We start from the raw sequence: 24,852 nt of genomic DNA on the forward strand, positions 1-24,852 counted from the left end.
ACGCTCCTACCACGAAGACTTCACCACCGAAGAGAAGACCAAACGACAAGAACAAGGCCCCATGAACGGCGCCGCCGCGGTGCCAACACGATGAGTGCTCAGCGCATGGAAGCCATCAGAAGTGTCGAATGCTGACGGCTCGCGTCGACGGGGAGGTTCTCGAAGCGAGCATCGTCAATCCGACCTACGCACGGCCGGACAAACTTGCGGCATGCCTTCGGAGCTTGTGCCGTCTCAATGATGAAGTGACGTTCGAAGTCGTCGTGGTCGACGACGGTTCGCCCGAACCGGTCGCGCCTATCGTCAAGCGGTTCAAGCCGCAACTCGACATACGCTGTATCCGACAGGCGAACGCCGGCCCGGCACGGGCGCGGAACCTGGGAGCGAGCGAGGCTCGCGGGCTATGGCTCGCCTTTACTGACGACGATCGGTTTCGCTCGGGAAGCCATACGTAGGCGCGTCGGCGAAAGCGGCGCCGTCTGATCAACCGAAAGGCCCCAAAGAATACCTCGACCGGAATGAATTGCCTTGCGCTGCATCGGCGAGACCCGAACGCCGGGTAGGGCGAGTTGCCGGCAGCGTATCTAGGCCAAATACGTCTTGCGTCGATACGTGAGTCAAAGCTCGTAGCCCAAACGGTCCCACGCCCCCCGGCCATAGCACCGAGGCTGAAGGCCGTTCAGGTAACCGGCGTTCTGATTGCTGAGGGTAGCGAACCTGTCTTCGAGTTGAAGTTCGTGTTTTCTGGGCGGCAGCCCCAAAGCGCTTCCGATATGCGTCAGGACGGTATCAGGATCGTCCACCATGTCTTCGTAACGCAAGACGATACTGTCGTTCTGGTCGATCGCATCTAGCGCCGCGTCGTAGGCGACGTGCCAATGGTAGACGAGATCCGTATGGCTCGCGTCGCGCCACTTTGCCGTTGCTCCTGCGACCGCGCGCGGATCGCGGGCGAGGAGAATGAAGGCGGCGCCAGGAAACACGGTGCGAAGCCAAGCGATCTTGGTCAAGTTCGGCGGGCTCTTTTCCAACAGGACCGGCGAGTCGCCTACCCGCCAAGAGGACCAACACGAAAGAAGCCTCTCACGCGCCGAGTTCGCCTCCTCGGGGCCCGGCGGCAATGGGTGCATCTGCGGCGAGAAGGCGAAGCGTCCGACGCCGCCATGCACCATCGCCGCCGGATAGACGTCCTGTAAGAACTGCCCCTCGTTCTCAGGCACTGGTGCACGGAGGGCGGACAGATCGTAACGCGCGTGAAGTTGTTGCTCGAGGATCGTGGTTCCGCTGCGGTGCAAGCCGCATACGAAGACGACCCGCTCTATGCCGTGAGGTTCTGCAGATGGACGCAGAAGCGGGAGGGGAGGACGCTTCGCACGGGCGATCGCCTCACGGATGAACCTCGGTCCGCCGCGCATCACATTTCCCGAAGGCCTAGCGTCTTTCGGACCCGTCGTTCGGCGCCGTCCGCAGCGAGCAGGCAGAGCGCGCTTGCCCTTCCGTGCCGCCTCGCAGGCTCGTCGCAGCTGAACGGGTAGGACAGTGCACGCATCTCGTCTTCGCAGTACCCTTCTATCATTGCGACTTGCCAAGGCGCGAGCTCTTCGCGCCAGCGCTCGAGCGCATCGCTCGATACGGGACGAGCCGCTCGGTCCTCATGCTCTCCGATCCAGCCGCGCCACGCCGTCTCGGCCGTCGCCTGACTGCGAGGTACCGCCGTTCGCTGCGTCAGCATGGCGGAATCGAAAGTCTCGCCTAGGCGATCGCAAACGCGCTGTAGCTCTGCCTCGGGTGCCTTCACCAGCGATGCATAGGATACCGGCACGACCCTGTCGTCGTCTCGCCATCGCATGATGCTGCGTGCCGCGTCTCTCCAGTCCACGGTCCTATCCGCCGTGTGCACCGCGAGCGAACGTCGCATGAGAGGCGCCGCCAGCCGTCCGGGCCGAAGCTGCTCGGTCACCCAAGGAGACTTGAGCGCGGAGGCGACGGTCGCGTGAGGGTCGCGATGAAGGAAGATCACGACCGCCTTTGGAAACCAGTCGAGGAGACGCTCGAGATAGCGGTAATGGCCGGGCGTCTTCTCGCCTGCGCGGGTCTTGCCATGTTCGGATGCGTGTACCGACAGAAGCGCCGCGAAGCAGGATTTGAAGCTGCGCTCGCCGTCCTCGTCGATCACGGTCAGGAGGCGATCCAGATCGATGCCCGTGTTCCTGACGTTCCGAGACTGCCGGAGCTCGGACCAGAAGGCGTCGAAGTCTTCGGGTGCCTCGCGTGATCCTGCGCCATGCGCGTAGGCCAGCTTCATGTAGTGGGTCTCGGTCGGCACCGCGAAGACCGGATGAGCGGCGAGCATGGTTCGCATCAAGGTGGTGCCGGACCGTCCGGCGCCGACGACGAAGACCGGCCGGTCGCAAGCACGCATCGACGGGGTCACGACGACACGACCCGTGCCGAGCCGCCGCCGACTTCGATGATCCGGTCCGCGACCGCAGGGACCGCCGGCTGGTGAGAGACCGCGATGATCGTGACCCCGGGCCTGAGCGCCAGGACCGTCTCGAGCACGGCCGCCTCCGTTGCAGTGTCGAGCCCCGCCGTTGCTTCATCGAGGATGAGGAGCTTCGGCCGGCGCACGAGCGCGCGGGCGATGGCGATGCGCTGCCGCTGGCCGCCGGAGATGCGGGTGCCTCGTTCGCCTACGACGTAGTCAAGACCCCCCGGAAGCTCGCGGACGAACGACCAGGCCCCAGCGGCCTTCAACGCCGCCTCGACCTCCTCGTCGGTCGCGGTGCCAGCGAGCGCCACGTTCGCTCTGATCGTATCGAAGAAGAGCAGGACTTCTTGGGGGACGTAGCCGATCGACCGGCGCCATGCGCCCATGTCGACCTCACCGAGGGGAGTGCCACCGATCGAGACCATGCCGGCGCTGACAGGGGAGAGGCCAGTGATGACATCCATGAGCGTCGTCTTGCCCGAGCCGGACGGCCCCGTGATCGCGGTCATGCGGCCAGCCGGGATTGTCAGGTCGATGCCTGAGAGGACTTGGTGTTCGCCATAGGTGACGGCGACGCCTCGGAGCGTGATGCCGTCTCCGAGTTGCGGTACCCTTCCGGCGTGAACGCGAGGCTCGCGCGCCCGTTCAGCCGCGTGCACCGCCGTCATCAGCATGCCGAAGCTGTGTCCGTTGAGGACGGCGGCCTGATAACGGCGCTGCACCTGACTGGCTTTCGTGATCAAGCGGTAGAAGACGACGGCAAGCACGACCAGTTCGGTCAACGGTACGCTCGTCTTCGTCAGCGCTAGGTAGAGGCCGATGGCGATGATCAAGGTAGCGATCGGGTCCCAGAAAGCCGCTGCGCTCTCGCGAGCGACGATCGCTTGCCTTTGCGTCTCCTCGAACGCCCGGGTCTCGTGCTCGAGGAGCGGCCAGACCTCCGTCTCCTGACCCATCGCCTTGACCGGTTTAATGGCCGCCAGGACCTCCGTCAGGCGGCTGATGATCGTCCGCATCACGATCGCTTGCCGCTTCCCGGCGTTTCGCGTCCGGCGAACGAAGGGACCGAAGACGAAGGCCATGAACGCGCCGCTGACGACTGCCAGCAAGGCTGCAAGCGGCGAGATGACGAGGACGACCGCCAGGTAGATGATCCCCTGGATCGCCTCGGCGGCGCACGCACAACTGTCCGCGTAAGCCCCCGCCGAACGGTTCGCCTGATCCGACACTGCCGCCGTCAGGTGACCGGTCGGCTGGCGCGAGAAGTGCCGCCAGTCCGCCTCCGTGAGGGCCTTTATCAACCGCTGCCGCAGGCGAGTGGAGACCATGGCGGCCGTGAACCCGACTTGGCGCATGGCGAGCCACATCGCGATGGCCCGCAGCGTCATCAGGAGAACGATCAAGGTCAGAATCAACCCTAGCGTCGGCTCGATGCCTAGCGTCTCGAAGAAGCGTTCGGTGGCGCCGGGCGGCGCTTCGGAAGACCCTCCGCCGGCGTTTGGAAGAACCAGTCCGACGAGCGGCAGCAGAGCGACGAGGCCGACTCCCTCCGCCAAGCCCGCCAGGATCAGAAGCGCGATCATCAGCGCCGTCCGCAGCGGGTAGGCGCGAGCGAAGTAGGCAAGGAAGCCGCCTTCTTCCTGCTCTTCGGCAGGACCGACTTGTGCGCTCTGCACGGACGCGCGAGCGGACCGCTTCGCCATCACGTTTCTCAGCCGCAGTGTGGTTCGTTCCGCGAGGCTCGCCATGCTCAAACCGTCCTCGGCTCGGTCTTGCCGTCGAGGCGGCGCGCCCGCGCCCTTAGACCGGAGGGAAGCATCATGTAACCGAGCCAAGGGTAGAGGCGCAGGTTTCGGGGTTGCAAAGCGAGCGCGGTCAGAACGTCGGCACGGCCAAGCCAAGCGTGCCTGCCCTCGGCGCCGAGGCGGGTGCGGGCCGCTTCCATCGTAACGAGTTGGCGAAGGCCTAGCGCTGCGACGTCGAGTGCGTAGCGTCTGCGCATGATCGCCCTCGCGGCAAGGTCGTTCTCGACGTTACGGGAGCGCCTCTCGGCAACCGCGTCGTCCATGTAGCGGACGAAGGCGCCCGGTACCGCAAGCACCGGGAAGAACCTCGCCGCGCGGAGGAGAAAGTCCCAGTCCTCGTTCGCCGGCAGCCCCGTGTCGAAGCCGCCGATCGTATCGGTAACGTTCCGTGTAAAGACGCAGGAGCTGCCGCTGCCGTGCATGACGTTACGGTGCAGAAGGCGCTGGAAGAGGTCGCCTTCTGTTGTCGGCTCGAACCGCTGGACGCCCCCGTCTGCGCCGATCGTCTCGGCCCCGGTGTAAGTGAGCGCATCGCGTGGGCCTGTCGCCAAGGCGGACCCTTGTGCGGCTAGCTTGCCCGGCAGCCAGACGTCATCCGAATCCAAGAGCCCGATGGCGTGCCCCGTCGCTTCACGTAGGCCACGGTTGCGGGCGGCAGCGACCCCTTGGTTCCTGTCCTGCCGCAGAAGCTGCAGCCTGCCGTGTCCGAGGGACGATACCGCCTCTGCGGTCCTGTCCGTCGAAGCGTCGTCGACGACGAGAACCTCGTGTGGAGGCGGATCCTGCGCCAGCGCACTCTCGATCGCCCGCACCGTCGCGTCCGGCCGGTTGTAGGTAGGGATGATGACGCTGATACTCGGAACCGCCAGCGCCCGGGTCGCCCCAGCCGGTAGCGGCACCTCCCGACGTGAGGGGGCAGGGCGCAAGGTTTCCTGGATCCGGGCGCTGCCTCGGCGCGCGATCTGACCTGCCTGGAGCCGGAATGGTTTCACGCCGAGTACTCGGCGCCGCTGTCGCGCCTCTTCGACTAGGTCCGGCGCTGCCTTCGCGTCTGCCTCGACGACCTTCAGCGCGTGTGCCAGCGGTGTTCGGTAGCGCGCGAGCTGGCCGTTGGCTCGCAGCCGCCCTTCGATCCCATCGAGGATCTGCAACCGGTCGGCGACACCCTTCGCAGTTAGGCGTTGGCCGCTGAGCGTTGCGCCCGGCATCGTGCCCTCGCGATAATAGGCGACGCCGCCCTGCGCGCGGTGCAGCGTCATTCCGTCGGCGAGCGCTCGCATCATCAGATCGCCGTCGTCGTTCACCAACTGCCTGTCCGCCCAGCCCCCCGCTGCCGCGACGGCTTCGCGGGACCACAGTACGGCACAAGGGGGGCAGTACCACCCCGTCAGCCAAGCGGAGAGGTCGTCCTGACCCCACCCGCGCGGATCGCGGCGGGGCGGACCTGTCACCCAAGCTTCGTTCTCGAGACTAAGGTCCTGCCAAGCGCAGATCGCTGCGCTACCGGACCGAACGGCGTCGCGCAGCCAGCGAAGAGCGTCAGGACCCAAGAGATCGTCTGCGTCCAAGAACAGAACGAACGGCGCGTCCGTCGCAGCTAGTCCTGCGGCGCGAGCGGGCGCCGCGCCGCCAAAGGGACCTTCGATCACCCGCGCGCCGTTCACCCGGGCAACGGCCGCCGAACCGTCCGACGACCCGTCATCGGCTACTACCACTTCTACTGGGCGCTGAGTCTGATTCGCGACCGAACGCAGCGCAGCGGCCAGGTAGGCCGCCCCATCCCGACAAGGGACGACGACGGCGACGTCGGAAAGCACGCTCAAAGACCAGCCGCCTCCAGCGCGGCCGCCACGCGCCGGGGCGCGACGTAAAGGTCTCGTTCCACCGGCTTGGAAGGAGATCCCCCGACGCTCTCCGCTTCGACGATGGCGTAGTCGTGTCTCATGGCGCACGCCGTGGCGTAGAAGTTGGGATTGGGGAAGCCGGGATCGGCCATCTCGATCACGGTCGCGCCTTCAGGACAGAAGATCTGGTTGGTGAGACCGGCACCGTGCGGCGCGGCCAGCATAGCTGTGCGGCCCATCAGAGCCAGCTGTTCGGGGAAAGACAGATCCTCCATGCGGACGCGTTCGAAGCCGGCGTCGCGGAACAAAGGCCACACCTCGTCCTCGTTGACGAGCCGCCGCCGCTCCGCGCCCGCACGGCTGACGTAGACGCGGGCGGTCGCAGGCGCCGACGGTTTGACGCGCAACGCATCGCCGGCCCGGCGCAGTAGGTCCGGTCTGAAGCGGTCGGTGACGAGCAGGGTGAGCCGCTCGGCCACCATCGGCCGGTCCGTAGGTATTCGGCGAACCGTATCCGGGTTCCAGCCGAGGCGGCGCAACGTGTCGTCCATGACCGCGCTGCGCCGGTCGGGCAGGACGAGGCAGTCGGCGATGCCAAGTTCCTTCAGCAAGCAGAGCTTCGGCAGGTGAGCGCTCAACCAGTGCGAGTGGTTGTGAAACACCCGCTCGGCGATCCAAACGGCGTCTGCGACCGAAGATGCGTTCGACCCGCTCAGAGTCTCGCGGAAGTGTCGCCGGTAATCGATTTCCCGTGTGCGGAGGGCTCTTCCATCTCTTCCGATGAGGCAGACATGGAAGTCACTCTCGGGGTCGGTATGGAAGGCTAGGGTGGCGTTCGGCAGCGTGACGAGGGCGGTCTCTCCAGACACCCTCTCAGGTACGTCACGGAAGGCGTAGCCCCACCAGCCCGGATCGCCAGGGAGGACTGAACGATCGGCAACGTTGATTGGCAGCGGATTGCTTTCACGCTGTGCGGGGGAAAGGACCTGGTAGGTGCCACCAGCGGCAGCAGTTGAGGCCGCGTTCAAAGGGCGCCGATCCATCCAGGCATGACCGAACGCCTTGGGCGGCAGATGGCGGCGCAACGCCGCCGCGGCTATGCGTGCCCGTTGGCGCGGCCTTGCGCGGTCCAGAACGGTCTGCGCCCTCATTGGCGTCGCTCGATGAGATCTGTGTAGGCGTCAAGGGTTGAGGCCACGTCGTACTGTCGTGCGCGGTCCCGAGCGCGAGCGCCCATCTCGGAGAGGGCACTAGTGTCCGACAAGAGCGATTCCAAGGCTGCGCCCAAAGCATCCTCGTCTTCTGGCGGAACGGTTCGTCCGCACTCTTCATCCACGACTTGTGGCACCGCGCCAACCTTCGTCGCCAGCACCGGCAAGCCACATGCCATTGCCTCTAGGAGCGCGAGTGGGAGGCCTTCGCTCCTCGACGGCAGAACGTAGAGGTCGGCCGCTTGGAAAGCTCCTCGAAGCTCGTCGCGTGACAGGCACCCTGCATAGGTGATGCGATCCGCGACCCCAAGATGCGAAGCGAGGGCGCGCAGGTTCTCCTCCTCCGCGCCGTCGCCGGCGATCAGGAGCGAGGCGGCCCGGGGGGCGTGCGCAGCGAAGGCTCTGATCAGTGTGTCGAACCCCTTGACGGATTCCAATCGCCCGGCTGCGACGATCCGCAGATCGTTGTGGGGCCTCGCTTCGTCGCTTGCGGCAGACGGTTCGAAGGGGTGCCAGTACTCGGTATCGACGCCGTTCGGGATGACCCTAGGTTTCGCCTCGTGCTGGCAGTGTACGGCTGCATCGGCGAGTTCCTTAGACACCACCGAGACCTCGTCCGCCATGCGCAGGTACCAGGGAAGGGCGCGGCGCAGCGCGACGTTGTCGGCGGGCAGGTCGGCCCCATGGAAAGAGAGAACGAGGCGGTAGCGGAGGAACGGCTTCAAGAGGACGAAGTAGAGCGCTTCGCCCCGCGGGAAGTGCACGTTGACGACGTCGAAGCGCAGCCCCGCGAGGCGGTGGGCGAGCGCCGCGCCGTCGCGTAGAACCCGTCGCGCTACGCCTCCGGTTGTTTCGTTCGCGCTTCGCGTCGCTTTGAGGGGCAAGGCCCACGTGTCGCCGTCCGCATCGCCCCTCGATCCGTCGTCTTCGTCAACCCACGCATCGACGACGTTGTGTCCTAAGCTGCGGAGGTGTCGAACCAGCCCCTCAACGACGACTTGGGTCCCGCCGCGCACCGCGCGGGGAGCGCCGGAGTACACTAAGACGCGCAGCTTACGGGATTGCGGCCGGCTGTCACTCGACGCTGTATCTACGGCATGCATCGCGGCAGTAAGCGGCGCGTTGGGTCGGAAAACAACGGCATCACTGTCACGAAACGGCGCGCTACCGTGTCGCTACGACGTTAAGTTCAGCCTATCTTTAGACGCTGCGTGAAGCTCGAGATGAGCGTCTTCTTCCGTACCCTCGCGCCCGGGGGGACGGTCTACCGTATCCGCGACATAAACGCTGCCGTCGCTACGACCTTGGCGGGCATCATGTGCTCCGAGATCGGCAGGCTCGAACTCAACGAAGTCCAGTCTCAGCGAGCCGAAGTGACCGAGCGTATCAAGTTGGAAGTCGCCGATGCGGTCCCGGAGTGGAGCATCCAACTCCGCGGGCCGAGGTCCTCGACGTGAACCGAGATCAGGCCAGGCGCGACACGATGCGGCTCGAGGCCGACGGCAAACTCTACGCCGCTCAGAAGGCTGCGGAAGCAAGGGTGCTGGAGGCCGAGGCAGAAGCGAGAGCGACGCAGGTCGTCGCCGCTGCGTTGAGCAAGCACGGTACTCAGGCAGCCGAGTACCAAGTCGCCTTGAAGCAGGTAGAGGCTCTCGCAGTGATGAGCAGGAGGAATGGAAACGAGACGATCATCCTGCCCGCGGCGGCGCTCGACGCCTTCGGGAGGGTAGCAAGGCTTCTCAAAGGAAACCCGTCATGATCTGGGCAGTCTGGTGGGTCTGGTTGATGCCGAATGCCTCGGACCGCGCCGTCCCCGCTGCGATCTCCAGACGGCAATTCGAGGTGTCGGGGTCGCGCACGCATCGGTGCGGAACGCGCTACGCTTCACTTGGCGGCGCCGCTAACGCCTGCATTCGCTCGACTCTTCGGGCCGAAGGTTATGTGCGAACGGTCGATCCGCATCATAGCCCCGGCCTCCGATGCCTCCGCAGCGCTCCCCCTATCGCTAGGGCTGGTGGCACCGTTATAGGCTCGGCGTGCCTGTGTCCCGCGAAACCTCCTACGACGTTCTTGTGGTCGGTGCTGGCGCAGCGGGCTTGATGGCGGCATGGGAGGCAGCAAAGCGTGGGCGAAACGTCCTGATCGCGGACCACGCGAAGAAGCCCGGCGAGAAGATTCGCATCTCGGGCGGCGGTCGGTGCAACTTCACCAATATGCACTGTACGCCCGATGCGTTCCTCTCCGAGAACCCACACTTCTGCCGCTCGGCGCTTAGCCGTTATACGCAGTGGGACTTCGTGGAGCTCGTGGCCGAGGCCGGACTCGCCTATCATGAGAAGACGTTGGGCCAGCTCTTCCTGGACGGCTCGGCACGCGCGATCGTGGACCTCCTGGTGGACGGCGCTACGGGGGCGGGGGCGACCTTGCGAATGGCGGCGCCGGTGATGATCCCCGAGCGGGACGAAAAAGGCTTCCGCGCCGAAGTCGGTGGCGAGATCGTCCGGGCCAGTCATGTCGTCGTCGCCACCGGCGGCAAGTCGATCCCCAAGATGGGCGCGACGGGATGGGGGTACGATGTGGCGAGGCGGTACGGTCTGCGCGTCACTGACACACGCCCCGCACTCGTCCCCCTGACCCTGGACGAGGACGCCAAGGAGCGGCTCAAGAGCCTGGTCGGCGTGGCGGTTCCCGCCAGGACGGCGCATAGCGGGACTTCCTTCGACGAGGCTGTGCTGTTCACACATAGAGGCCTCTCCGGCCCCGCCATCCTGCAGGTGTCGAGTTACTGGCGGGAAGGGGAGGACGTTACGTTGGACCTCAGCCCAGGCGCCCCCGTCCTAGACGCTCTCCGAGCGGCCCGCGCGCAGAACGGCCGGCAGACGCCGCGCACGGCACTCGCATCGCTTCTCCCCAAGAGCCTCGCCGCGACCTTGACGGCCGACATGGACCGTCCGCTGGCGGAGACGTCCAACGCAGCACTGGAGATACTCGCGGCGCGCGTACATGCCTTTACCGTGCGTCCCGCCGGGACGGAGGGTTACCGGACTGCCGAGGTGACGCTGGGTGGGGTGGCGACGGAGGAATTGGATCAGAAGACGATGGCCGCGCGGACCCTGCCGGGGCTTCACTTCGTCGGCGAGGTTGTCGACGTGACGGGATGGCTCGGCGGGTACAACTTCCAATGGGCTTGGTCGTCCGGCTGGGCGGCGGGGCAGGCCGTGTAGAAGGGGCAGTGGGCTCTGCGGATAGCAGGAGCGGGCACTCCGTTCCGCCGTTCGGCCCCAGCACCGCCCGCATAACCCACCGTCATGGCATCGGCAGACTGGCGCCTACGATGGGCCGAGACCTAGGTCTGCGGTGGCGGTTAGAACGGAGGGCCTCCGAGGTCTGTCGCCGCAACGTCCGTACAACACAGAGGATTTCGAGGGCACCCGCAACGTCGAAAGGGTAGCGAAAACTGTCGAACATGTATGATGGAGAACGCGAGTCTCGAACGCTAGACATCTATAAGTTCATGCTAGTCGAAAATGGTCTTGCGCAAACCCAATAAGGTCGGTCCGATCAGTATCTTATCTCTGTCAGCCGCAATCTCGTTCTGAGTATGCGTTCAAACCTTGGCTAACTTAGTCGCCACTCTAATGGTGGGTAGAGATCGATAACCCTCCTGGCGAAAGGGAGAGTCTGATCACGACTAGCCTAACCGCGATCCGTGTGCAGAATATCAAGGAACTGGGCCGAAATACCGACGGTGGCTCGGGGGTTATCCTACAAGTGCGACAGGGTAGGGCGGGACGGCTCAGCAAGTCCTGGCTCTTGCGCTACAGCTTTGCTGGCCGCCGACGAGAGGTTGGCCTTGGTGCATATCCGGTGACATCGTTAGCGGAAGCGCGGGAGCAGGCCCTAGCCATCAGAAAGTCGATCGCACTGGGAGCCGATGCAATCGCCGATCGCGAGGCTCGGAAAGCAAGAGCGGTAAATGAGGTCGAACGAGCGAGCCGCTCCGCAGATTGTGCCCAGGCCTACATCAACGCGCACGAACCGACCTGGAAGAATCCAAAGCACCGCCAGCAGTGGCGCAATACGCTCGCGACGTACGCGTATCTAGTCATTAGAGACATGGACGTTGCCGACATCGAAACAGAACACGTGCTGCGCGTGATCGAGCCACTTTGGTACGAGAAGACGGAGACAGCAAACCGGGTGCGGGGCCGGATCGAGGCGGTGCTCGCTTACGAAATTGCGCGAGGCTACAGGAAGGATGTCAATCCCGCCACGTGGCGAGGTCAGCTCAACGCTCTTCTTCCCGTCCGTTCCCGCGTCGCGCCTATAAAACATCAAGAAGTGCTACCCTATGCAGCGCTTCCCGCCTTCATGGTCCAACTGCGTGCCCGGTCAGCTCCAGCTGCGCGAGCACTCGAACTACTCATATTGACCTGCGTACGTTCTTTCGAATTGCGAGGCATGGTGTGGAATGAAGTCGATTGGTCATCTGGTGTCTGGACGATCCCGAAAGAACGATCGATAACCGACGTAGAGCATCGCGTCCCCCTGAGCGCGCCCATGCTGACGCTGCTTCTCGCGCAGCTCGCGGTTCAAGGCGTATCGCGACCTTCCGATGCCGACAGGTCCGGGTATGTCTTTCCCAACCAGTTGGGTACAGGCCCGTACTCCGATAGCGTTTGGCGCGCGCTGTTTCGCCGAATGGGTCATCCTGAGATCACTGCAGATTGCTTCCGTTCGACGTTTCGAGACTGGTGTGGAGAAACGACGGACTTCCCACGTGAACTCGCAGAGCACGCCCTCGGGCACCAAGTCGGCAACGCCGTGGAACTGGCCTATCGTCGAGGGGACGCCCTTAAGTGTCGCCGGCCGTTAATGGAGCAATGGTCGACGTATGTCCTCGCCGAGTTGAACCGCGGTGCTCTACATCTCGGTTAGGCCAATTACCGTTCCGAGCGACTCTTTGATGTCGGAAATCACCCAAAAGCAGACATTTCCAGTCGTGGCGCCCTGTAGGCTGAAGAGAGCAATGCTTCGCTTCTCCTGCAGCGTTAGTTAGGCACGCTGCTCCTCGGTTCATATGGAAGGAGGTAGGAGGTTCAATTGCCGAAGCCAACCGTCAAGAGTTGTTTCTAGAAATCATCACCTCAATCTTTACCTTCGAACATCGCGACCGTCGGGAAGTGCACGGCAAGTGGTGCGTCGCCAAACGACGTTCCGACCGCCTTTCGCAGTCCACAAGCTCTGCCGTGTTCGACACCATGTTCGTTGAGGCGCTGGCTTTAGATGCGGGTGCCAGAATAGGAGGGTATGCGAACGCAACGCTATCACGCCGACTGCCAGTAGCCAATCTATTCTCGCGTAATCACTTCGGTCGACGCGTGGACAGTGGGGCGATACCTGTCGGTATCTTAGCCATCGAGACGTAGTCCGCCGAACGGTTCGCACCACTCGCCGGGCACGGCCGTAGGCATACTGCCCATCAGGTGCGGCGCGGAGTTGCTGCCCGTCGTTTCGCGGTGTGAACCGGGCGGACTGGTCCTACATTCCGCGCGGGGCGATCTCCGGTACCAGTCTCGTCCGTCCGGACCCGAAGGAGTGGCGCTCTTCGTGCAAGCAGGGCGAGCACGTCACAGACGGCGGGGTCATGAACCAGGCGTGCCTAGCCCTGCACCCGGATACCTTCACGCGGGACGAGTCGGCCCGAACCGGGCGCGGTGGCCTACCTACGTGCCGACGAATGCGCAGGACTTGCTGCTGCGTGCCAGTGCGTAGAACGCCTGCCACTCGTCCGTAACGGTAAGGCCGCGGTCCGCCGGTGCGTACCGGTCCGCGGCCTCCGGCCAGGACCTGACGAAGAGCTCGCCGGCCTCTTCGATGCTAGGGTGGGTCGTCCCGGTGGCGAGGTCGCTTGCGAGCCGTCTCGCGCTTTGCTGCGCGGTGCGTTCGAACGAGCCGAGCGAGGCCGCTACGCTCTTCGGATCGACCGCGTCCCGGGGGGCGGCGAAGACCGCGCTATCGTACGGACGCCAAGTCCGAGCGACGGTTGCACGCCTCGCCCCCAACATCGCGAGGAGGGTCGCGCCCCGTCTCAGCGCCTCGGTGCTTTCGTCCGAACATGTCCAAAGGCGTGCCGCAGCCGACAGGTCCGCGCCCCGCGTCGTCAACACGAAGTCTGTATCGATGAATCGACGCGCATGCCTTGCGGTACGGCCCTTCATAGCAGCCGGCGTCGCGAGGACGAGGCGCCGCCCGGAGACGGGTTCCTCGCGAAGGCCGAGTAACGCCTGGCGCTCCGACAGAACGACCGTATGCGGCCGCTGCCGGGGGGAGATCTGCCCGACCACGGCCGATAATCCCCACACAGTGCGGTCGTCGACTTCGCTGAGCGAACGATGGTGGCGGACCGGGGTCAGAAACAGAGGCACGCCGCTCTCTCCGGCGACCTCGCCCACTCTCTCGCCGAGGGCAACCGGATCATCCTCTTTGCAGAGAAGACACCAGACCTCGCCGTAGATGGACGGCAGCTCGGCGGCCCGGGTTTCGATCAACGCATCGTAGGGCATGATGGAATCCATTCCCACAAGAACGAAGCCGGCGTGCCGTCGGAGCGGCACGCCGGCGCAGGGTCACCCGACGGCGGCGACGAGCGCACGGCTGGCCGGGCTGTCGCCTCCGGTCACCTCGGCGATCCCGCCGCTCCTGCGTTTGCGCGTGACGGCATCGGAGATAAGCTCGACCGACGTGTGATCGACGAAAGTCAGACCTTCCGTTCGGATACGGATCGGCCCCTCCGAAGGCAGGTCATCGAGCGCTCTGGTCAGCCTGCTGACCTCCAACATGCTGACCCGTCCATCGAGGTGCAGCTCGTGCGTACCGTCGCTCGAGCGCGCCTCGACCTTGCTGCGTTGCCGCCGCAGGTGCGGGATCACTTCGAGCAGCGACAAGCCGAGCCCGACCATGACACCCACGAGGAGGTCGACTGCGACGGTCGTCCCGAGCGTAGCGACGTAGATCACCGCGGGGAGCCAGCCATGCTTCTTGAACAAGTCGACCGCGTCGCCGAGTTTCACCAGCTTCCAGCCGACGACGACCAGCACGCCCGCCAGAGCTGCCGTGGGGACCACTGCGAGGACACCCGGTAGGAAGGCAACGAAGGCCAGTATCCACACGCCGTGCAGGATCGCGGACAGCCGCGATACGGCGCCGGCCTGGACGTTGGCCGAGGACCGGACGATCACGCCGGTCATCGGCATCGCACCGACGAGACCGCAGAGGAAGTTGCCGATGCCTTGCCCGCCGAGCTCCTTGTCGAAACGCGTCCGCACGCGGTCCTGCATCTTGTCGACCGCGGCGGCGGAGAGCAGCGTCTCGGCACTGGCGATGAACGCGACCGCAAGGGCCGTGAAGATGATGCCAGGCATGGCGAGCATGGACAGGTCAGCCGTGGTAGGAAGGCTGAAACTCGAGAAGATGTTCTCCGGCACGTCGATCGTCGCGACGTCGAGACCGGCGGCGGCAACAAGACAGCCAGCGACGACGCCGAGCAGCGCACCTGGCATGAGCTTGAGCCGTGCCGGCTTGTAGCGGTCCCACAAGACCATCGACGCGATGGTCACGATGCCGACGATCAGCGCCTGCTCGGCCTGGCCGATCGTCATCACGCTGATGTCGAAGAAGGCGGAGGGTATCGCAGCGAGGTTGTCGAGTCCGTGCGCTCTGGGCGCGTCGGCGAAGAGGACGTGAATCTGGCCGGCGACGATCAGGACGCCGATGCCGGCGAGCATGCCGCTGATGACGGCGGGGGAGACACCTCTAAAGAAGCGTCCGAGCCGGAAGTAGCAGCCCGCTAGCTGCATCGCGCCTGCGAGGAGCAGAATTGGAGCCAGCGCCTCGACCCCGTAGTCCTGAACGATGTCGAACACGATGACGGCGAGGCCGGCCGCAGGCCCGCTTACCTGAAGCGGCTGGCCGGCGGCCATGCCCACGGCGATGCCGCCGATGATCCCCGTCATCAGGCCGAGTTCTGCGGGCACGCCGGAGGCGAGCGCGATGCCGAGGCAGAGCGGGATCGCTACGAGGAAGACGACGAAGGAGGCCGCGACGTCCTTGACCAGGCTCTTCCTGTCGTAGGCGACCGGCAGGCCAAGACGCTGAGTGGGTTTCGAGATCTGCAACATTATCAAACCTCCGCGGCCGCTGCGACGGCGCGGCCATCCGAGCGGTCGCCGATCAACGCGCGAGGCGGCTGACCGTCTTGGGGCAGACGTTCGAACGGGGGCTTCTCTTGCAAGAAGACGTCGCGCGCACGTGACGCGAGGTCGAGGGGCAGCATGGACACGTGGGTATCCTCCTTTGCGGGTGCCATCGAAAGGGGAATTTGCGTGCGGAGTTTTCTGCTGTGCGTCAGCCTCGTGACGAAGTGTGTCTGACCTCGAGGGGAAGCGTCACAACGGCGCGAAAGCCGCCGCCAGGGCGGTTCGACAAGGTGAGCGTGCCGTCGTGGGCGGCCGCGATCTGCGCCGCGTTGGAAAGCCCCAAGCCGAAGCCCTCGGTCGTGCGTGCACGGGCATGATCGCCCCGAAAGAAGGGCTCGGTGAGGTGCGGCAGCACGGCCTCGTCGACGCCCTCGCCCTCGTCGTCGACGCTGAGCGTCGCCTTCTCGTCGTGGACGTCCAACGTGACGTGCGCGCCGCCCCCGTACTTCACGGCATTGTCGACAAGGTTGGCGATCGCCCGTTTGAGTAGGAAGGGGCGCACGACGGCATCGACCCGGGCGGGGCCCTCATAGACTGCGGGTCTCCCCGCATCGGCCGCCTCGGCAACTACGGTCTCGACCAGGCTCGCGAGATTGATCCGCTCCATCTTCTCCTGCGCGGCGGCGTCGTTGAGGAACGCCAGAAGCGACGACAGCATGGCGTCCATCTCGGCCAGATCGGCTCGCATCCCTGGCCGCTCATCATCGAGACTCGGCGCCTCGAGACGAAGACGCATGCGCGCGAGGGGGGTTCTCAGGTCGTGGCTGACAGCGGCGAGCGCGCGCGTTTGGGAGGTCAGGAGGTTGTCGATCCGCGTCTGCATCCGGTTGAGCGTTCCTGCGAGCCGGCGAAGGTCCGGCGGACCGCGTTCTTCTTCGAAGGGTATGCGGACGCCCGTACCGACGAGATCCGCGGACGAAGCGAGCGCTCTTAGGGGGGCGCCGAGCGTGCGAACCAGCCACACGGCTACGACCATGACGAGCAGCGCGACCGTCGCGACCCAGACGATCGTCGTCATTATCGATGCGAACCCGCCGAGAGGCTCGTCCGTTTCGAACCGGACCCAAGTGTTCTCGTCGACGCGGAGCGTTCCCTCGATGCGGCCCTGCGCGCCCGGCGCGGAGAACCGCGCGGCGGTGATGATGAGTTCCTCGGCGGCCAAACTCGGTTCCCACCGTAAAATCTCGGAGAGGACCGCTCCCGTCCTGGGGCTGGTCCCGTCGCTGAGGTCGATCGGTTCGTCGGTCAGCGAGAAGGTGAGGTGTTCGGTCGAGAGGTTCGGGATCGTTTCGGCGCCGCCGTCCTCCAGAATGCGGCCCGCGACGACGAGCTGTTCGGCGATCCGCCGAGCGATGTCGGTTCGCTCGAGTTGCCGCTCGGAGAGGCCGATCAAGATCGCGGCGCCTGCCCACTGAGCGGCGATCGCGGCCAACAGGACGATGGTGACCCATCCGACGAAGCCGGACGGCCAGAGGCGCCCGCTGGGAATCATCGGGTCACGCCGGCCGTGAAGGTGTAGCCGACGCCCCGCACCGTCTTGATCAGGTCGCGGCCGCCCTCATAGGCGCCCAGCTTTCGGCGTAGGCGGCTGATCAACACGTCGACGGAGCGATCGGAGGCGTCGCCGCTCGCGACCCGGTCGCGGGACTGCTCGAGGAGGTACTCTCGTCCGACCACCCGGCCGGGCGCGTCGAGCAGGACGCATAGAAGGTCGAACTCACCGCCGGAGAGGATCACCTGTATGCCGTCCGGCGTATGGACTTCGCGGCGGCGCCGGTCGACGGACCATCCGTCGAACTTCGTGAGGCGGCTCGCGGGTTCGCCCGCGCCCCGTCCGCCGAAGGAGATGCGTCTCAGCACGGCGCGGATGCGGGCGACGAGTTCTCCTACGTCCACGGGCTTGGGCACATAGTCGTCCGCCCCGAGCTCGAGCCCGACGATGCGGTCGGTGTTGTCGCCCCTAGCGCTGACGATGATGATCGGGACTTCGCTATGGCTCCTGATCCAGCGGCACAGGTCCAGTCCGTTTGTCCCAGGCAGCATGATGTCGAGGATGATCAGGTCGAAACCGTTCTCCTCCATGACCTCGCGCATCTGCGGGCCGGAGCGTACGCCGGTCGCCTCGAAGCCGCGTTCGCGCAGGCTTCTCGACAGAAGTGTTCGCAACGCGCCGTCGTCCTCGACGATCAGGATGCGGGGCGGGGCGTCGGCGGGCGTCATGGAGAACCTATAGGCAGTCGGTAGCGCGGATAAAGGGACTCGGACGCGATCTGGAAACCTCTCCTGCCGCGCAGAAACATTTCGTCACGCAAGCCGTCGAGGCGTCGCAACAAACCCTCCCCATGTCCCCGACGCCCGCATGAGAACGGGCATATCGAATTAGAGGAGGATAGGATGACGGCTACGAGGACGACTGCGATCATGTCGGCTGCCATCGTTTGCTTGGCAGCCACATCGAGCCACGCGCAGACCGATCAACGCAGTTCTCCGAGGTGGACGATGACGGCGCCCGACCGGACCGCCCGCGACGGGGAGGCGGGAACCTATTCGAAAGCGCCGACCGGCGATCGACGCCCCTTTCACTTCGGGCCCCGACACCACCAAGGTAAGTGGATCGGTGTTCGCTCAAGGGTCACGGAAGCGAGAGCCGTCGATGCGACCCGTTCCGCCGACGCATCCGCGCCCAAGCGCCGAAGAGGGCCGGCCGACTAGAAGGCAAACGGCAACTCTCGCCAGCCCGCTCGGCCCGCGAAGACCGGCTATGTCCGGTTTTGCGCCCCTCGAACCGGCGGCCTTCCGCCGAGGAGGCCGGCCCTCTTCGGCGCGTGGCGTGTCTTCTCGAATGGTTGGACCCATCGGTCGCAGAGCATCACGCTCTCCTCACGCCTCGCGCCGCGCCCTGTATTGCGCGACCGGCAGACCGCCGACGCCCCAGGCCTCCAACGGCACCTGCTCGATGACCACGAAGGTCGTCGCAGGGTCCTTTCCCAGCACCGCGGCGAGGCAGGCCGTAATGCCCTTGATGACGTCCGCTTGCTGTTGCGGGGTCACGTTTCCTTCTTCGGTTATTTTCACATTGACGTAGGGCATAGAGCCTCCTCTTCGAACGAGAAAACCTTCGCGATCACCTGCCACCGCCCGCCGTCGCGCACGAGGCTAAGAAAGTCTGTGTACGACCGTCCGAAGTAGGCGCAGGTCAGCTCGACCGTTGCCGTCGCCTCGCCGACCTGCCGGATGCGGACGACCCGGCCGTTACGCTCGGCGCCCGCTTCGGAAGGGGGCATCCGCTTTCCCATCTCGGCCATGTAGGCCTCGAGGCCGAAGATCCTGGCCGGCACCTCGTCGGCGGTAGCGTAGAGGAGTGCGGGGTGGAACACCGTCCGCAGCCGCTCGCTGTCCGCGTGCCACAGCCCGTCGAGGTAGACGTCGATCAGCGTGTCGATGGCCGGATCGTAGGTCATGCGGCGCCGAGCAGGCGCCCGGCGCGCGACCGGGGCCTCTCCGCCGGGCGCGCGCTGACTCCTTCGCGAAGCCTGGCGAGAGCGGGCCACGTCTTCAGCGAGCATCCTGCCTCAAGCGGCGCGATCCGCGCGGCGGGGGAGCAGGCGCCAGGGTCGTAGCAGGGTCTCACATCGGTCTCCTCGAGCTACCGATCGCTCCGCCGCTATCCTTTGACAACCTGCTTTCCGATGGTAACTGGCGCTTTCGAGTTACCCTACGGAAACCGAGATGGTCGTTAAGGTCCGCAAGACGCGGGCACCCACGCCGCCCGAACCCTGCCTGCTAACCGAGTGCATGGCCGTGATCGCCGGCGCGTGGGCACCGAACGTGATCTGGTGCCTGCGAAGCGGCCCCCGCCGATTCAACGAGCTGAAGGGCGACATCCCCCCGATCTCGAGCAAGGTCCTGTCGACGAGGCTGAGCGAGCTTCGCGAGCGCGGGGTGGTAGCGAGGACCGTGCGGCCGACCAAGCCGCCGACCGTCGAGTACGACCTGACCGAGTTGGGGCGAGACCTGATCCCGGCGCTCGATGCGATCGTCGCCGTCGGCCACAAGCTCAAGGCCGTTCGCGCACGCAGCTAGACAAGGTACCGGTCACCGCCGAAGCGGCATGGGCCCTGCGGCGGTTGGTTGTCCTTTTGTACCTTGGCGTCCGGTTCGATCCAGATCGCGACCGGTGCGCGATCGGACCTAGGCGGAGCGGGCCCGGCCGATCGCCGCGAGGACGCGGGCGACCGAGGCGTCGTCCGTCCGCCAGGACGAGACGCTGAGGCGGAAGGCTGGCTCGCCGCGCCAGACCGTCTGGCCGAACCAGACTTCGCCGTCGCTCTGTACCGCTTCGGTCAACGCGCGGGTCGCGGCCGGACTCTCGAGGCGGCAGAGCACCTGGTTGAAGACGACGCGATTGAGGACCTCGACGCCGAGCGGCCGGCATCCGTCCGAGATCGCGACCGCGCGGCGATGATAGCCATCGACGAGGTCGGCGACGCCGCTGCGTCCGAGCGTGCGCAGGACAGCCCAGAAGCCGAGTCCCCGCGCGCGGCGTGAGAACTCCAAGGTCAGGTTCTTCTGCGCGTCCGGTTCGCTCGGCGCGTAGACGGCCTCGGCGTTCATCGTTCGTGCCAGGACGTCGGCGCGGCGGCAGATCGCGACGGCGCCGTCATAGGGCGTGTTCAGCGTCTTGTGGCCGTCGGTCGTCCAGCTGTCGGCGAGTTCGACGCCTTGCGCCAACTGCGCCAGGTCTCGCGATGCCCGGACCCATAGACCGAACGCGCCGTCGACATGGACCCAGGCGCCTGCCGCCTTCGCACGCGGCACGATCTCGGCGAAGCGATCGAACTCGCCTGTGTTCACCTCGCCTGCCTGCAAACAGAGGATCGTCATCTCGTCCAGGGCGGGCAGAAGCGCCGGATCGAGCCGGCCGTAGGCGTCCGTCGGAACGACGACGATGTCATCGGTCCCGAAGCCGAGAAGGCGGATCGCCTTCTTCACGGTCACATGGACGGTGTCAGGAACGACGATCCGCACCTGCGGTGCGGCGCGCAGGCCTTTCCGCTGCAGGTCCCAGCCCGCCTTCTCGAGCAGACAGGTCTGCGCGGCAGCGAGGCAGGCAAGTCCGCACGCGGTCGCGCTGGTTCCGAAGCCGACGCCGGCCTCTCGCGGCAGGTCGAGGACCTCGAGGAGCCAGCCCGCCGCCGTCCGCTCCACCGCGTCCATGACCGGCGAGTTCACAGCGCTGGAAGCGCATTGATTCCAAGCCAGCGCCAGGCGTTCCGCCGCCCCGGCGATCGGCAGCAGCGCCCCGACCACGAAGCCGAAGTAGTTCGGCCCGTTCGACGTCACGGTCGCGCGCGAGCCGATATCGTCGAGTAAGTCGAGCGTCGCGGCCGGGTCGGCAGGTCCATCCGGCAGGGGGCCGCCTAGCGCGTCCAATGCGGCGACCGCCTCACGCGGCGGAAAGGCCGGCCGGCGACCGACCGAAGCGATGTAAGCGGCAGCACGCTCGTCGGCGTCTGCCCAAAGAGCGCGTTCCGCCTCCATGATTGGCCTGTCCCCGATCTATCTTCGATGGACGGCCTTGCCGAAAGCCTGGCCGACGACAACGCGCGGTAAGCAGCTCGCTCGCGAAGTAGCCAATTCTCGGCTGCCGCTCGCGTCCGGTCCTGCGCCGTCGCGGCTGTGATCTACCCTTGGGCATCCCGCCGAGGAAGCCTTCGTCGAGCGGGCTCAACAGCCGCGCTGACATTGGCCGGTGAGCGCACGGCTTTGTCGCACCAGCTTGAGGCTCTAAAGGGGGCGAAGCGAACCGCTGATAGCAGCAATGGCCTATGCTGAGAGGTGACGCCGTGGCGCACGACCAAACCCGTCAGAGCGAAAGGCGGTGTTCGACTGGTGTCGAGGGGCTGGATGACATCCTCGGCGGTGGCCTGCAGTGCGAGCATACCTTCCTTCTCGAGGGGCACCCCGGCACGGGGAAGACGACGATTGCCCTCGACTTCCTGCTTGCCGGGGCGCGGGAGGGCGAGCGGGGTCTCTACATCACGCTGTCCGAGACCGAAGCCGAGCTTCGTGCGAGCGCCGCCGCCCACGGCTGGACGCTGCCGGAGGAGATCACCGTCTTCGAACTGGTCCCGCCGGAGAGCCTGCTCGATGCCGACCAACAGCAGAGCCTTCTCTACTCGTCCGACTTGGAGCTCGGCGAGACGACGAGGATGATCTTCGACGCGATCGATCGCGTGAAGCCGGATCGGATCGTGCTCGACAGCCTCTCCGAGATCAGGCTGCTCGCGGAGAGCAGCCTCCGCTATCGCCGTCAGGTCCTCGCGCTCAAGCACGACTTCGCCAAGCGCGGCGTGACGGTGCTCATGCTCGACGACATGACGTCGACGACGAAGGACAAGACCGTTCACAGCGTCGTTCACGGCGTGATCGGTCTTGAGGAGTTGGCCCCCGACTACGGCGGAGAGCGGCGCCGCCTGCGCATCCACAAGATGCGGGGACAGACCTATCGCGGCGGCTATCACGACTTCAGCATCAAGACGGGCGGGGTCGCCGTCTTTCCGCGTCTCGTGGCAGCCGAGCACAAGACGTCCTTCGAGCGGGGTACACTGACGACAGGCATCACCGAGCTGGACGCGCTGACGGGCGGGGGCATCCAGCAGGGCTCGAGCGCTCTCATCCTCGGTCCTTCGGGGGCAGGGAAGAGCGTCTTCGTTCTTCAGTTCGTCGCGGCTGCCGCCGCCCGGGGCGAGCGGGTCGCGATGTTCGTGTTCGACGAGGAACTCGAGCTGCTCTTGAACCGGTCGGACGACCTCGGCTTCGATCTGCGGCGTTACGCCGAAGAGGGCACGGCCCTCATCGAGCAGGTCGACGCGGCAGAGTCGTCGCCGGGGGAGTTCGCGCATCGCGTGGCGAGGGCCGTCATCGAGACCGGCGCGAAGACCGTCGTGATCGACAGCCTCAACGGCTACATGGCAGCCATGCCCGAGGAGCGTGCCCTCCTTCTCCACGTCCACGAGCTGTTGCAGTACCTGAACCGGCAAGGCGCGACGACGTTCCTGACGCTGGCGCAGCGCGGCATGGTCGACGACATGCGGTCGCCCATCGACCTGACCTACCTGGCCGACACGGCGATCCTGCTGCGGTTCTTCGAGGCGATGGGGCACGTGCGACGAGCCGTCTCGATCATGAAGAAGCGGACGGGGGCGCACGAGGACACGATCCGCGAGTTCAAGATCGGGGGGGGCGGATTGACGCTCGGTGAGCCGCTTGAGCACTTCCAGGGCGTGCTGCGCGGGACGCCACAGTATCACGGTCAGGACGGCCCGCTTCTGCGCCAAGACGAACCCGAGTGACTGCAAGGCCGCCGGAACCGGTCGCACTCGTCCTCGCGCCTGCGGGTCGAGACGCAGAGCTGCTGGTGAGGCTCTTGAAGGAGCGGCGCATACGGTCCGAAGTCCATCGTGACCTACCGAGCCTCGTCGGCGCCCTACGGGAGGAAGCCGCGTTCGTCGTCCTCACCGAGGAGACCGTTCGCTCATCGGATCTGCGACCGTTGTCCGCCTGGGTCGAAGCGCAGCCGAGCTGGTCGGGCCTTGCCTTCATCATCCTGACGAGACGCGGGGGCGGCCCGGAGAGAAACCCCGCCGCCACTCGCCTGCAAGAACTGCTCGTCAACGTCAGCTTCGTCGAACGGCCATTCCATCCGACGACCTTCATCAGCGTCGCGATGACCGCGAAGCGAAGCCGGGAGCGCCAGTACGAGGCAAGGGCGCGCCTCGCCGACCTCGCGCAGAGCGAGGCGCGCCTCCGCCGGTTGACCGACACGCTCGAGGAGCAAGTCGAACGGCGAACTGAGGAGCTTTCGGCCGCGAACGACCGACTTCTCAAGGAGGCGCAGCAGCGTCAGGAGGCGGAGCGCAAGTTGCTTCAAGCGCAGAAGATGGAGGCCCTCGGACAACTGACCGGGGGCGTCGCGCACGACTTCAACAACCTCCTCATGGCGATCCTCGCCAACGTCGAGATGCTGGAGAAGCAGCTCGCAGACCATCCGCCCCTCATGACGCTCCTCGCGAGCGCACGCGAAGGCGCAGAGCGCGGCGCAGCCCTCACGCGGCGCATGCTCACCTTCGCGAGGCAGCAAGAACTGGTCGCGGAGCCGATCGATCCCGCCGATCTTCTCGAGGGAATGCGGACCCTCCTCGAGCGCTCGATCCCGCCGGAGATCGAGTTGAAGACCACCGTCGGGGAGGGGCTGAGAGAGATCCTTGCCGACCGGAACCAACTCGAGCTGGCTCTGCTCAACCTCGTCGTGAACGCACGGGACGCGATGCCCGATGGCGGCACGATCAGCATCGACGTCGCGGGGTCGAACCCTGAGGCGGAGACAGGTCTGGACGCCGGCTCGTACCTGCGTGTGCGGGTCTCCGACACCGGCGAGGGGATGGACGAGGCAACGCTCGCCCGCGCTACCGAGCCGTTCTTCTCGACCAAGGAGGTCGGCAAGGGGACCGGTCTTGGCCTCGCCATGATCCACGGACTCGCCGAGCAGATGGGCGGCGCCCTGCGCCTCTCGAGCGTTCTGGGCGAGGGAACGCGGGCGGAGTTGTGGCTGCCCTTCGCCGAGGAGCGTGTTGTCGCCGATGAACCTCGTGCGACCCCGCATCAGGGCGAAGAGCCGGCGCGAACTTCCCACGAGAAGTACCGCATCCTCGTCGTCGACGACGACGCCTTGATCCAGATGAACACCGTCATGATGGCGCGCGGCCTCGGGCACGACGTCATCTCGGCATCCTCGGGTTCGGAAGCCTTGAGCCTCATCGAGAAGGATGACGCGATCGACCTCGTTCTGACCGACCACGCCATGCCGAAGATGACGGGCGCGGAACTCGCGATGAGAATCGCATCGTTGCGCCCGGACATCCCGATCGTCCTCGCGACCGGTTATGCTGAGCTACCGGGCGGCGAATGCCAGAGCTTGCCGCGGCTGAGCAAGCCGTACAGCCAGTCGGACATGGCGGCGATGATCGCTTCCGTGATGTCGTGATCGCGGCGGCGCTCCTCGCGATGTCGACTGGCCTTTCGATCGCTCGCGTGTCCGCTCCGCGCGGAAGGAAGATCGCCGGCGTCGGGCCGTCCCGGGTCGATGGCGAAGAGTTCCGGCCCCAGTCGAATAGCGCGGCTCCGACGGCCGTTCGGACCTTACAGGCGCCTACGGACTATGTCCGCGCCTACGCCGTGACG

Annotated in this window: 22 protein-coding genes; 8 read left to right on the plus strand and 14 right to left on the minus strand. The window is 65.7% G+C overall.

What is annotated here, in order from left to right:
- Nucleotides 1-128 precede the first annotated feature (128 nt).
- A complete protein-coding gene (locus GGQ59_RS07970; RefSeq protein ID WP_183817342.1) occupies nt 129-455 on the plus strand; it encodes a glycosyltransferase family 2 protein in 327 nt (108 codons plus the stop codon).
- A gap of 162 nt (nt 456-617) precedes the next feature.
- On the opposite strand, the gene GGQ59_RS07975 is transcribed toward GGQ59_RS07970, so the two are convergent.
- The 6 genes from GGQ59_RS07975 to GGQ59_RS08000 all read right to left on the minus strand — a co-directional run bounded on the left by GGQ59_RS07975 (nt 618) and on the right by GGQ59_RS08000 (nt 8,454).
- Nucleotides 618-1,415 carry a sulfotransferase family protein gene (locus GGQ59_RS07975; protein ID WP_281373798.1) on the minus strand — a complete coding sequence of 266 codons (798 nt, stop codon included), beginning with the start codon at nt 1,413-1,415 and terminating at the stop codon, nt 618-620.
- A complete protein-coding gene (locus tag GGQ59_RS07980) occupies nt 1,415-2,422 on the minus strand; it encodes a sulfotransferase family protein (RefSeq protein ID WP_183817347.1) in 1,008 nt (335 codons plus the stop codon). Before GGQ59_RS07980 ends, GGQ59_RS07975 begins: the two co-directional genes overlap by 1 nt.
- Before the next feature lie 8 nt (nt 2,423-2,430).
- Nucleotides 2,431-4,167, minus strand: a complete 1,737-nt coding sequence (locus GGQ59_RS07985; RefSeq protein WP_183817349.1) for an ATP-binding cassette domain-containing protein — start codon at nt 4,165-4,167, stop codon at nt 2,431-2,433.
- Between the two features lie 74 nt (nt 4,168-4,241).
- A complete protein-coding gene (locus tag GGQ59_RS07990; protein WP_343074309.1) occupies nt 4,242-6,113 on the minus strand; it encodes a glycosyltransferase family 2 protein in 1,872 nt (623 codons plus the stop codon).
- A gap of 2 nt (nt 6,114-6,115) precedes the next feature.
- Nucleotides 6,116-7,009, minus strand: coding sequence for a glycosyltransferase 61 family protein (locus tag GGQ59_RS07995; RefSeq protein WP_183817353.1), 894 nt, complete (start codon nt 7,007-7,009; stop codon nt 6,116-6,118).
- Between the two features lie 278 nt (nt 7,010-7,287).
- Nucleotides 7,288-8,454, minus strand: a complete 1,167-nt coding sequence (locus GGQ59_RS08000) for a glycosyltransferase family 4 protein (RefSeq protein ID WP_246408609.1) — start codon at nt 8,452-8,454, stop codon at nt 7,288-7,290.
- 108 nt (nt 8,455-8,562) lie between these two features.
- Here GGQ59_RS08000 and GGQ59_RS08005 point away from each other — a divergent pair, with 108 nt between their 5' ends.
- The 4 genes from GGQ59_RS08005 to GGQ59_RS08020 all read left to right on the plus strand — a co-directional run bounded on the left by GGQ59_RS08005 (nt 8,563) and on the right by GGQ59_RS08020 (nt 12,289).
- Nucleotides 8,563-8,808: an SPFH domain-containing protein gene (locus GGQ59_RS08005; RefSeq protein WP_183817357.1), complete on the plus strand. Its 246-nt coding sequence runs from the start codon at nt 8,563-8,565 to the stop codon at nt 8,806-8,808.
- 26 nt (nt 8,809-8,834) lie between these two features.
- Nucleotides 8,835-9,110 (plus strand): SPFH domain-containing protein, encoded by a 276-nt coding sequence (locus GGQ59_RS08010; protein WP_183817359.1) that lies wholly within the window; start codon nt 8,835-8,837, stop codon nt 9,108-9,110.
- A 283-nt stretch (nt 9,111-9,393) separates the two neighbouring features.
- Nucleotides 9,394-10,575, plus strand: coding sequence for a BaiN/RdsA family NAD(P)/FAD-dependent oxidoreductase (locus tag GGQ59_RS08015; protein WP_343074300.1), 1,182 nt, complete (start codon nt 9,394-9,396; stop codon nt 10,573-10,575).
- Between the two features lie 481 nt (nt 10,576-11,056).
- Nucleotides 11,057-12,289, plus strand: coding sequence for a tyrosine-type recombinase/integrase (locus GGQ59_RS08020; protein ID WP_343074310.1), 1,233 nt, complete (start codon nt 11,057-11,059; stop codon nt 12,287-12,289).
- A gap of 788 nt (nt 12,290-13,077) precedes the next feature.
- On the opposite strand, the gene GGQ59_RS08025 is transcribed toward GGQ59_RS08020, so the two are convergent.
- From GGQ59_RS08025 to GGQ59_RS08055, 7 genes are all read right to left on the minus strand, one after another.
- Nucleotides 13,078-13,929 carry a hypothetical protein gene (locus GGQ59_RS08025; RefSeq protein WP_183817363.1) on the minus strand — a complete coding sequence of 284 codons (852 nt, stop codon included), beginning with the start codon at nt 13,927-13,929 and terminating at the stop codon, nt 13,078-13,080.
- A gap of 51 nt (nt 13,930-13,980) precedes the next feature.
- Nucleotides 13,981-15,531: a SulP family inorganic anion transporter gene (locus GGQ59_RS08030; protein WP_183817365.1), complete on the minus strand. Its 1,551-nt coding sequence runs from the start codon at nt 15,529-15,531 to the stop codon at nt 13,981-13,983.
- A gap of 2 nt (nt 15,532-15,533) precedes the next feature.
- Complete coding sequence (locus GGQ59_RS08035) at nt 15,534-15,692, minus strand: hypothetical protein (protein ID WP_183817367.1); 159 nt, start codon at nt 15,690-15,692, stop codon at nt 15,534-15,536.
- 65 nt (nt 15,693-15,757) lie between these two features.
- Nucleotides 15,758-17,101, minus strand: a complete 1,344-nt coding sequence (locus tag GGQ59_RS08040; protein WP_183817369.1) for an ATP-binding protein — start codon at nt 17,099-17,101, stop codon at nt 15,758-15,760.
- Entirely contained in the window at nt 17,098-17,829 is a 732-nt protein-coding gene (locus GGQ59_RS08045; RefSeq protein ID WP_183817371.1) for a response regulator transcription factor, read from the minus strand. The genes GGQ59_RS08040 and GGQ59_RS08045 overlap by 4 nt, the downstream gene beginning before the upstream one ends.
- A 660-nt stretch (nt 17,830-18,489) precedes the next feature.
- A complete protein-coding gene (locus GGQ59_RS08050) occupies nt 18,490-18,699 on the minus strand; it encodes a tautomerase family protein (RefSeq protein WP_183817373.1) in 210 nt (69 codons plus the stop codon).
- Nucleotides 18,681-19,070 (minus strand): nuclear transport factor 2 family protein, encoded by a 390-nt coding sequence (locus GGQ59_RS08055; protein WP_183817375.1) that lies wholly within the window; start codon nt 19,068-19,070, stop codon nt 18,681-18,683. The genes GGQ59_RS08050 and GGQ59_RS08055 overlap by 19 nt, the downstream gene beginning before the upstream one ends.
- A 268-nt stretch (nt 19,071-19,338) precedes the next feature.
- Here GGQ59_RS08055 and GGQ59_RS08060 point away from each other — a divergent pair, with 268 nt between their 5' ends.
- Nucleotides 19,339-19,692, plus strand: coding sequence for a winged helix-turn-helix transcriptional regulator (locus tag GGQ59_RS08060; RefSeq protein WP_183817377.1), 354 nt, complete (start codon nt 19,339-19,341; stop codon nt 19,690-19,692).
- A 108-nt stretch (nt 19,693-19,800) separates the two neighbouring features.
- Here the strand turns inward: GGQ59_RS08060 and GGQ59_RS08065 are convergent, their stop codons facing one another.
- On the minus strand, nt 19,801-21,150 hold the full coding sequence (locus GGQ59_RS08065) for a pyridoxal phosphate-dependent decarboxylase family protein (protein WP_183817379.1): 1,350 nt from the start codon (nt 21,148-21,150) through the stop codon (nt 19,801-19,803).
- 305 nt (nt 21,151-21,455) lie between these two features.
- On the opposite strand from GGQ59_RS08065, the gene GGQ59_RS08070 reads away from it, so the two are divergent.
- Together GGQ59_RS08070 and GGQ59_RS08075 are read left to right on the plus strand one after the other, a co-directional pair.
- A complete protein-coding gene (locus GGQ59_RS08070) occupies nt 21,456-22,964 on the plus strand; it encodes an ATPase domain-containing protein (RefSeq protein WP_221400951.1) in 1,509 nt (502 codons plus the stop codon).
- 65 nt (nt 22,965-23,029) lie between these two features.
- On the plus strand, nt 23,030-24,655 hold the full coding sequence (locus tag GGQ59_RS08075; RefSeq protein ID WP_221400952.1) for an ATP-binding protein: 1,626 nt from the start codon (nt 23,030-23,032) through the stop codon (nt 24,653-24,655).
- The last annotated feature ends 197 nt before the right edge of the window (nt 24,656-24,852 follow it).

It is taken from the genome of Parvularcula dongshanensis, from assembly GCF_014199615.1.
In the GTDB taxonomy this organism is placed as follows: Bacteria; Pseudomonadota; Alphaproteobacteria; order Caulobacterales; family Parvularculaceae; genus Parvularcula; species Parvularcula dongshanensis.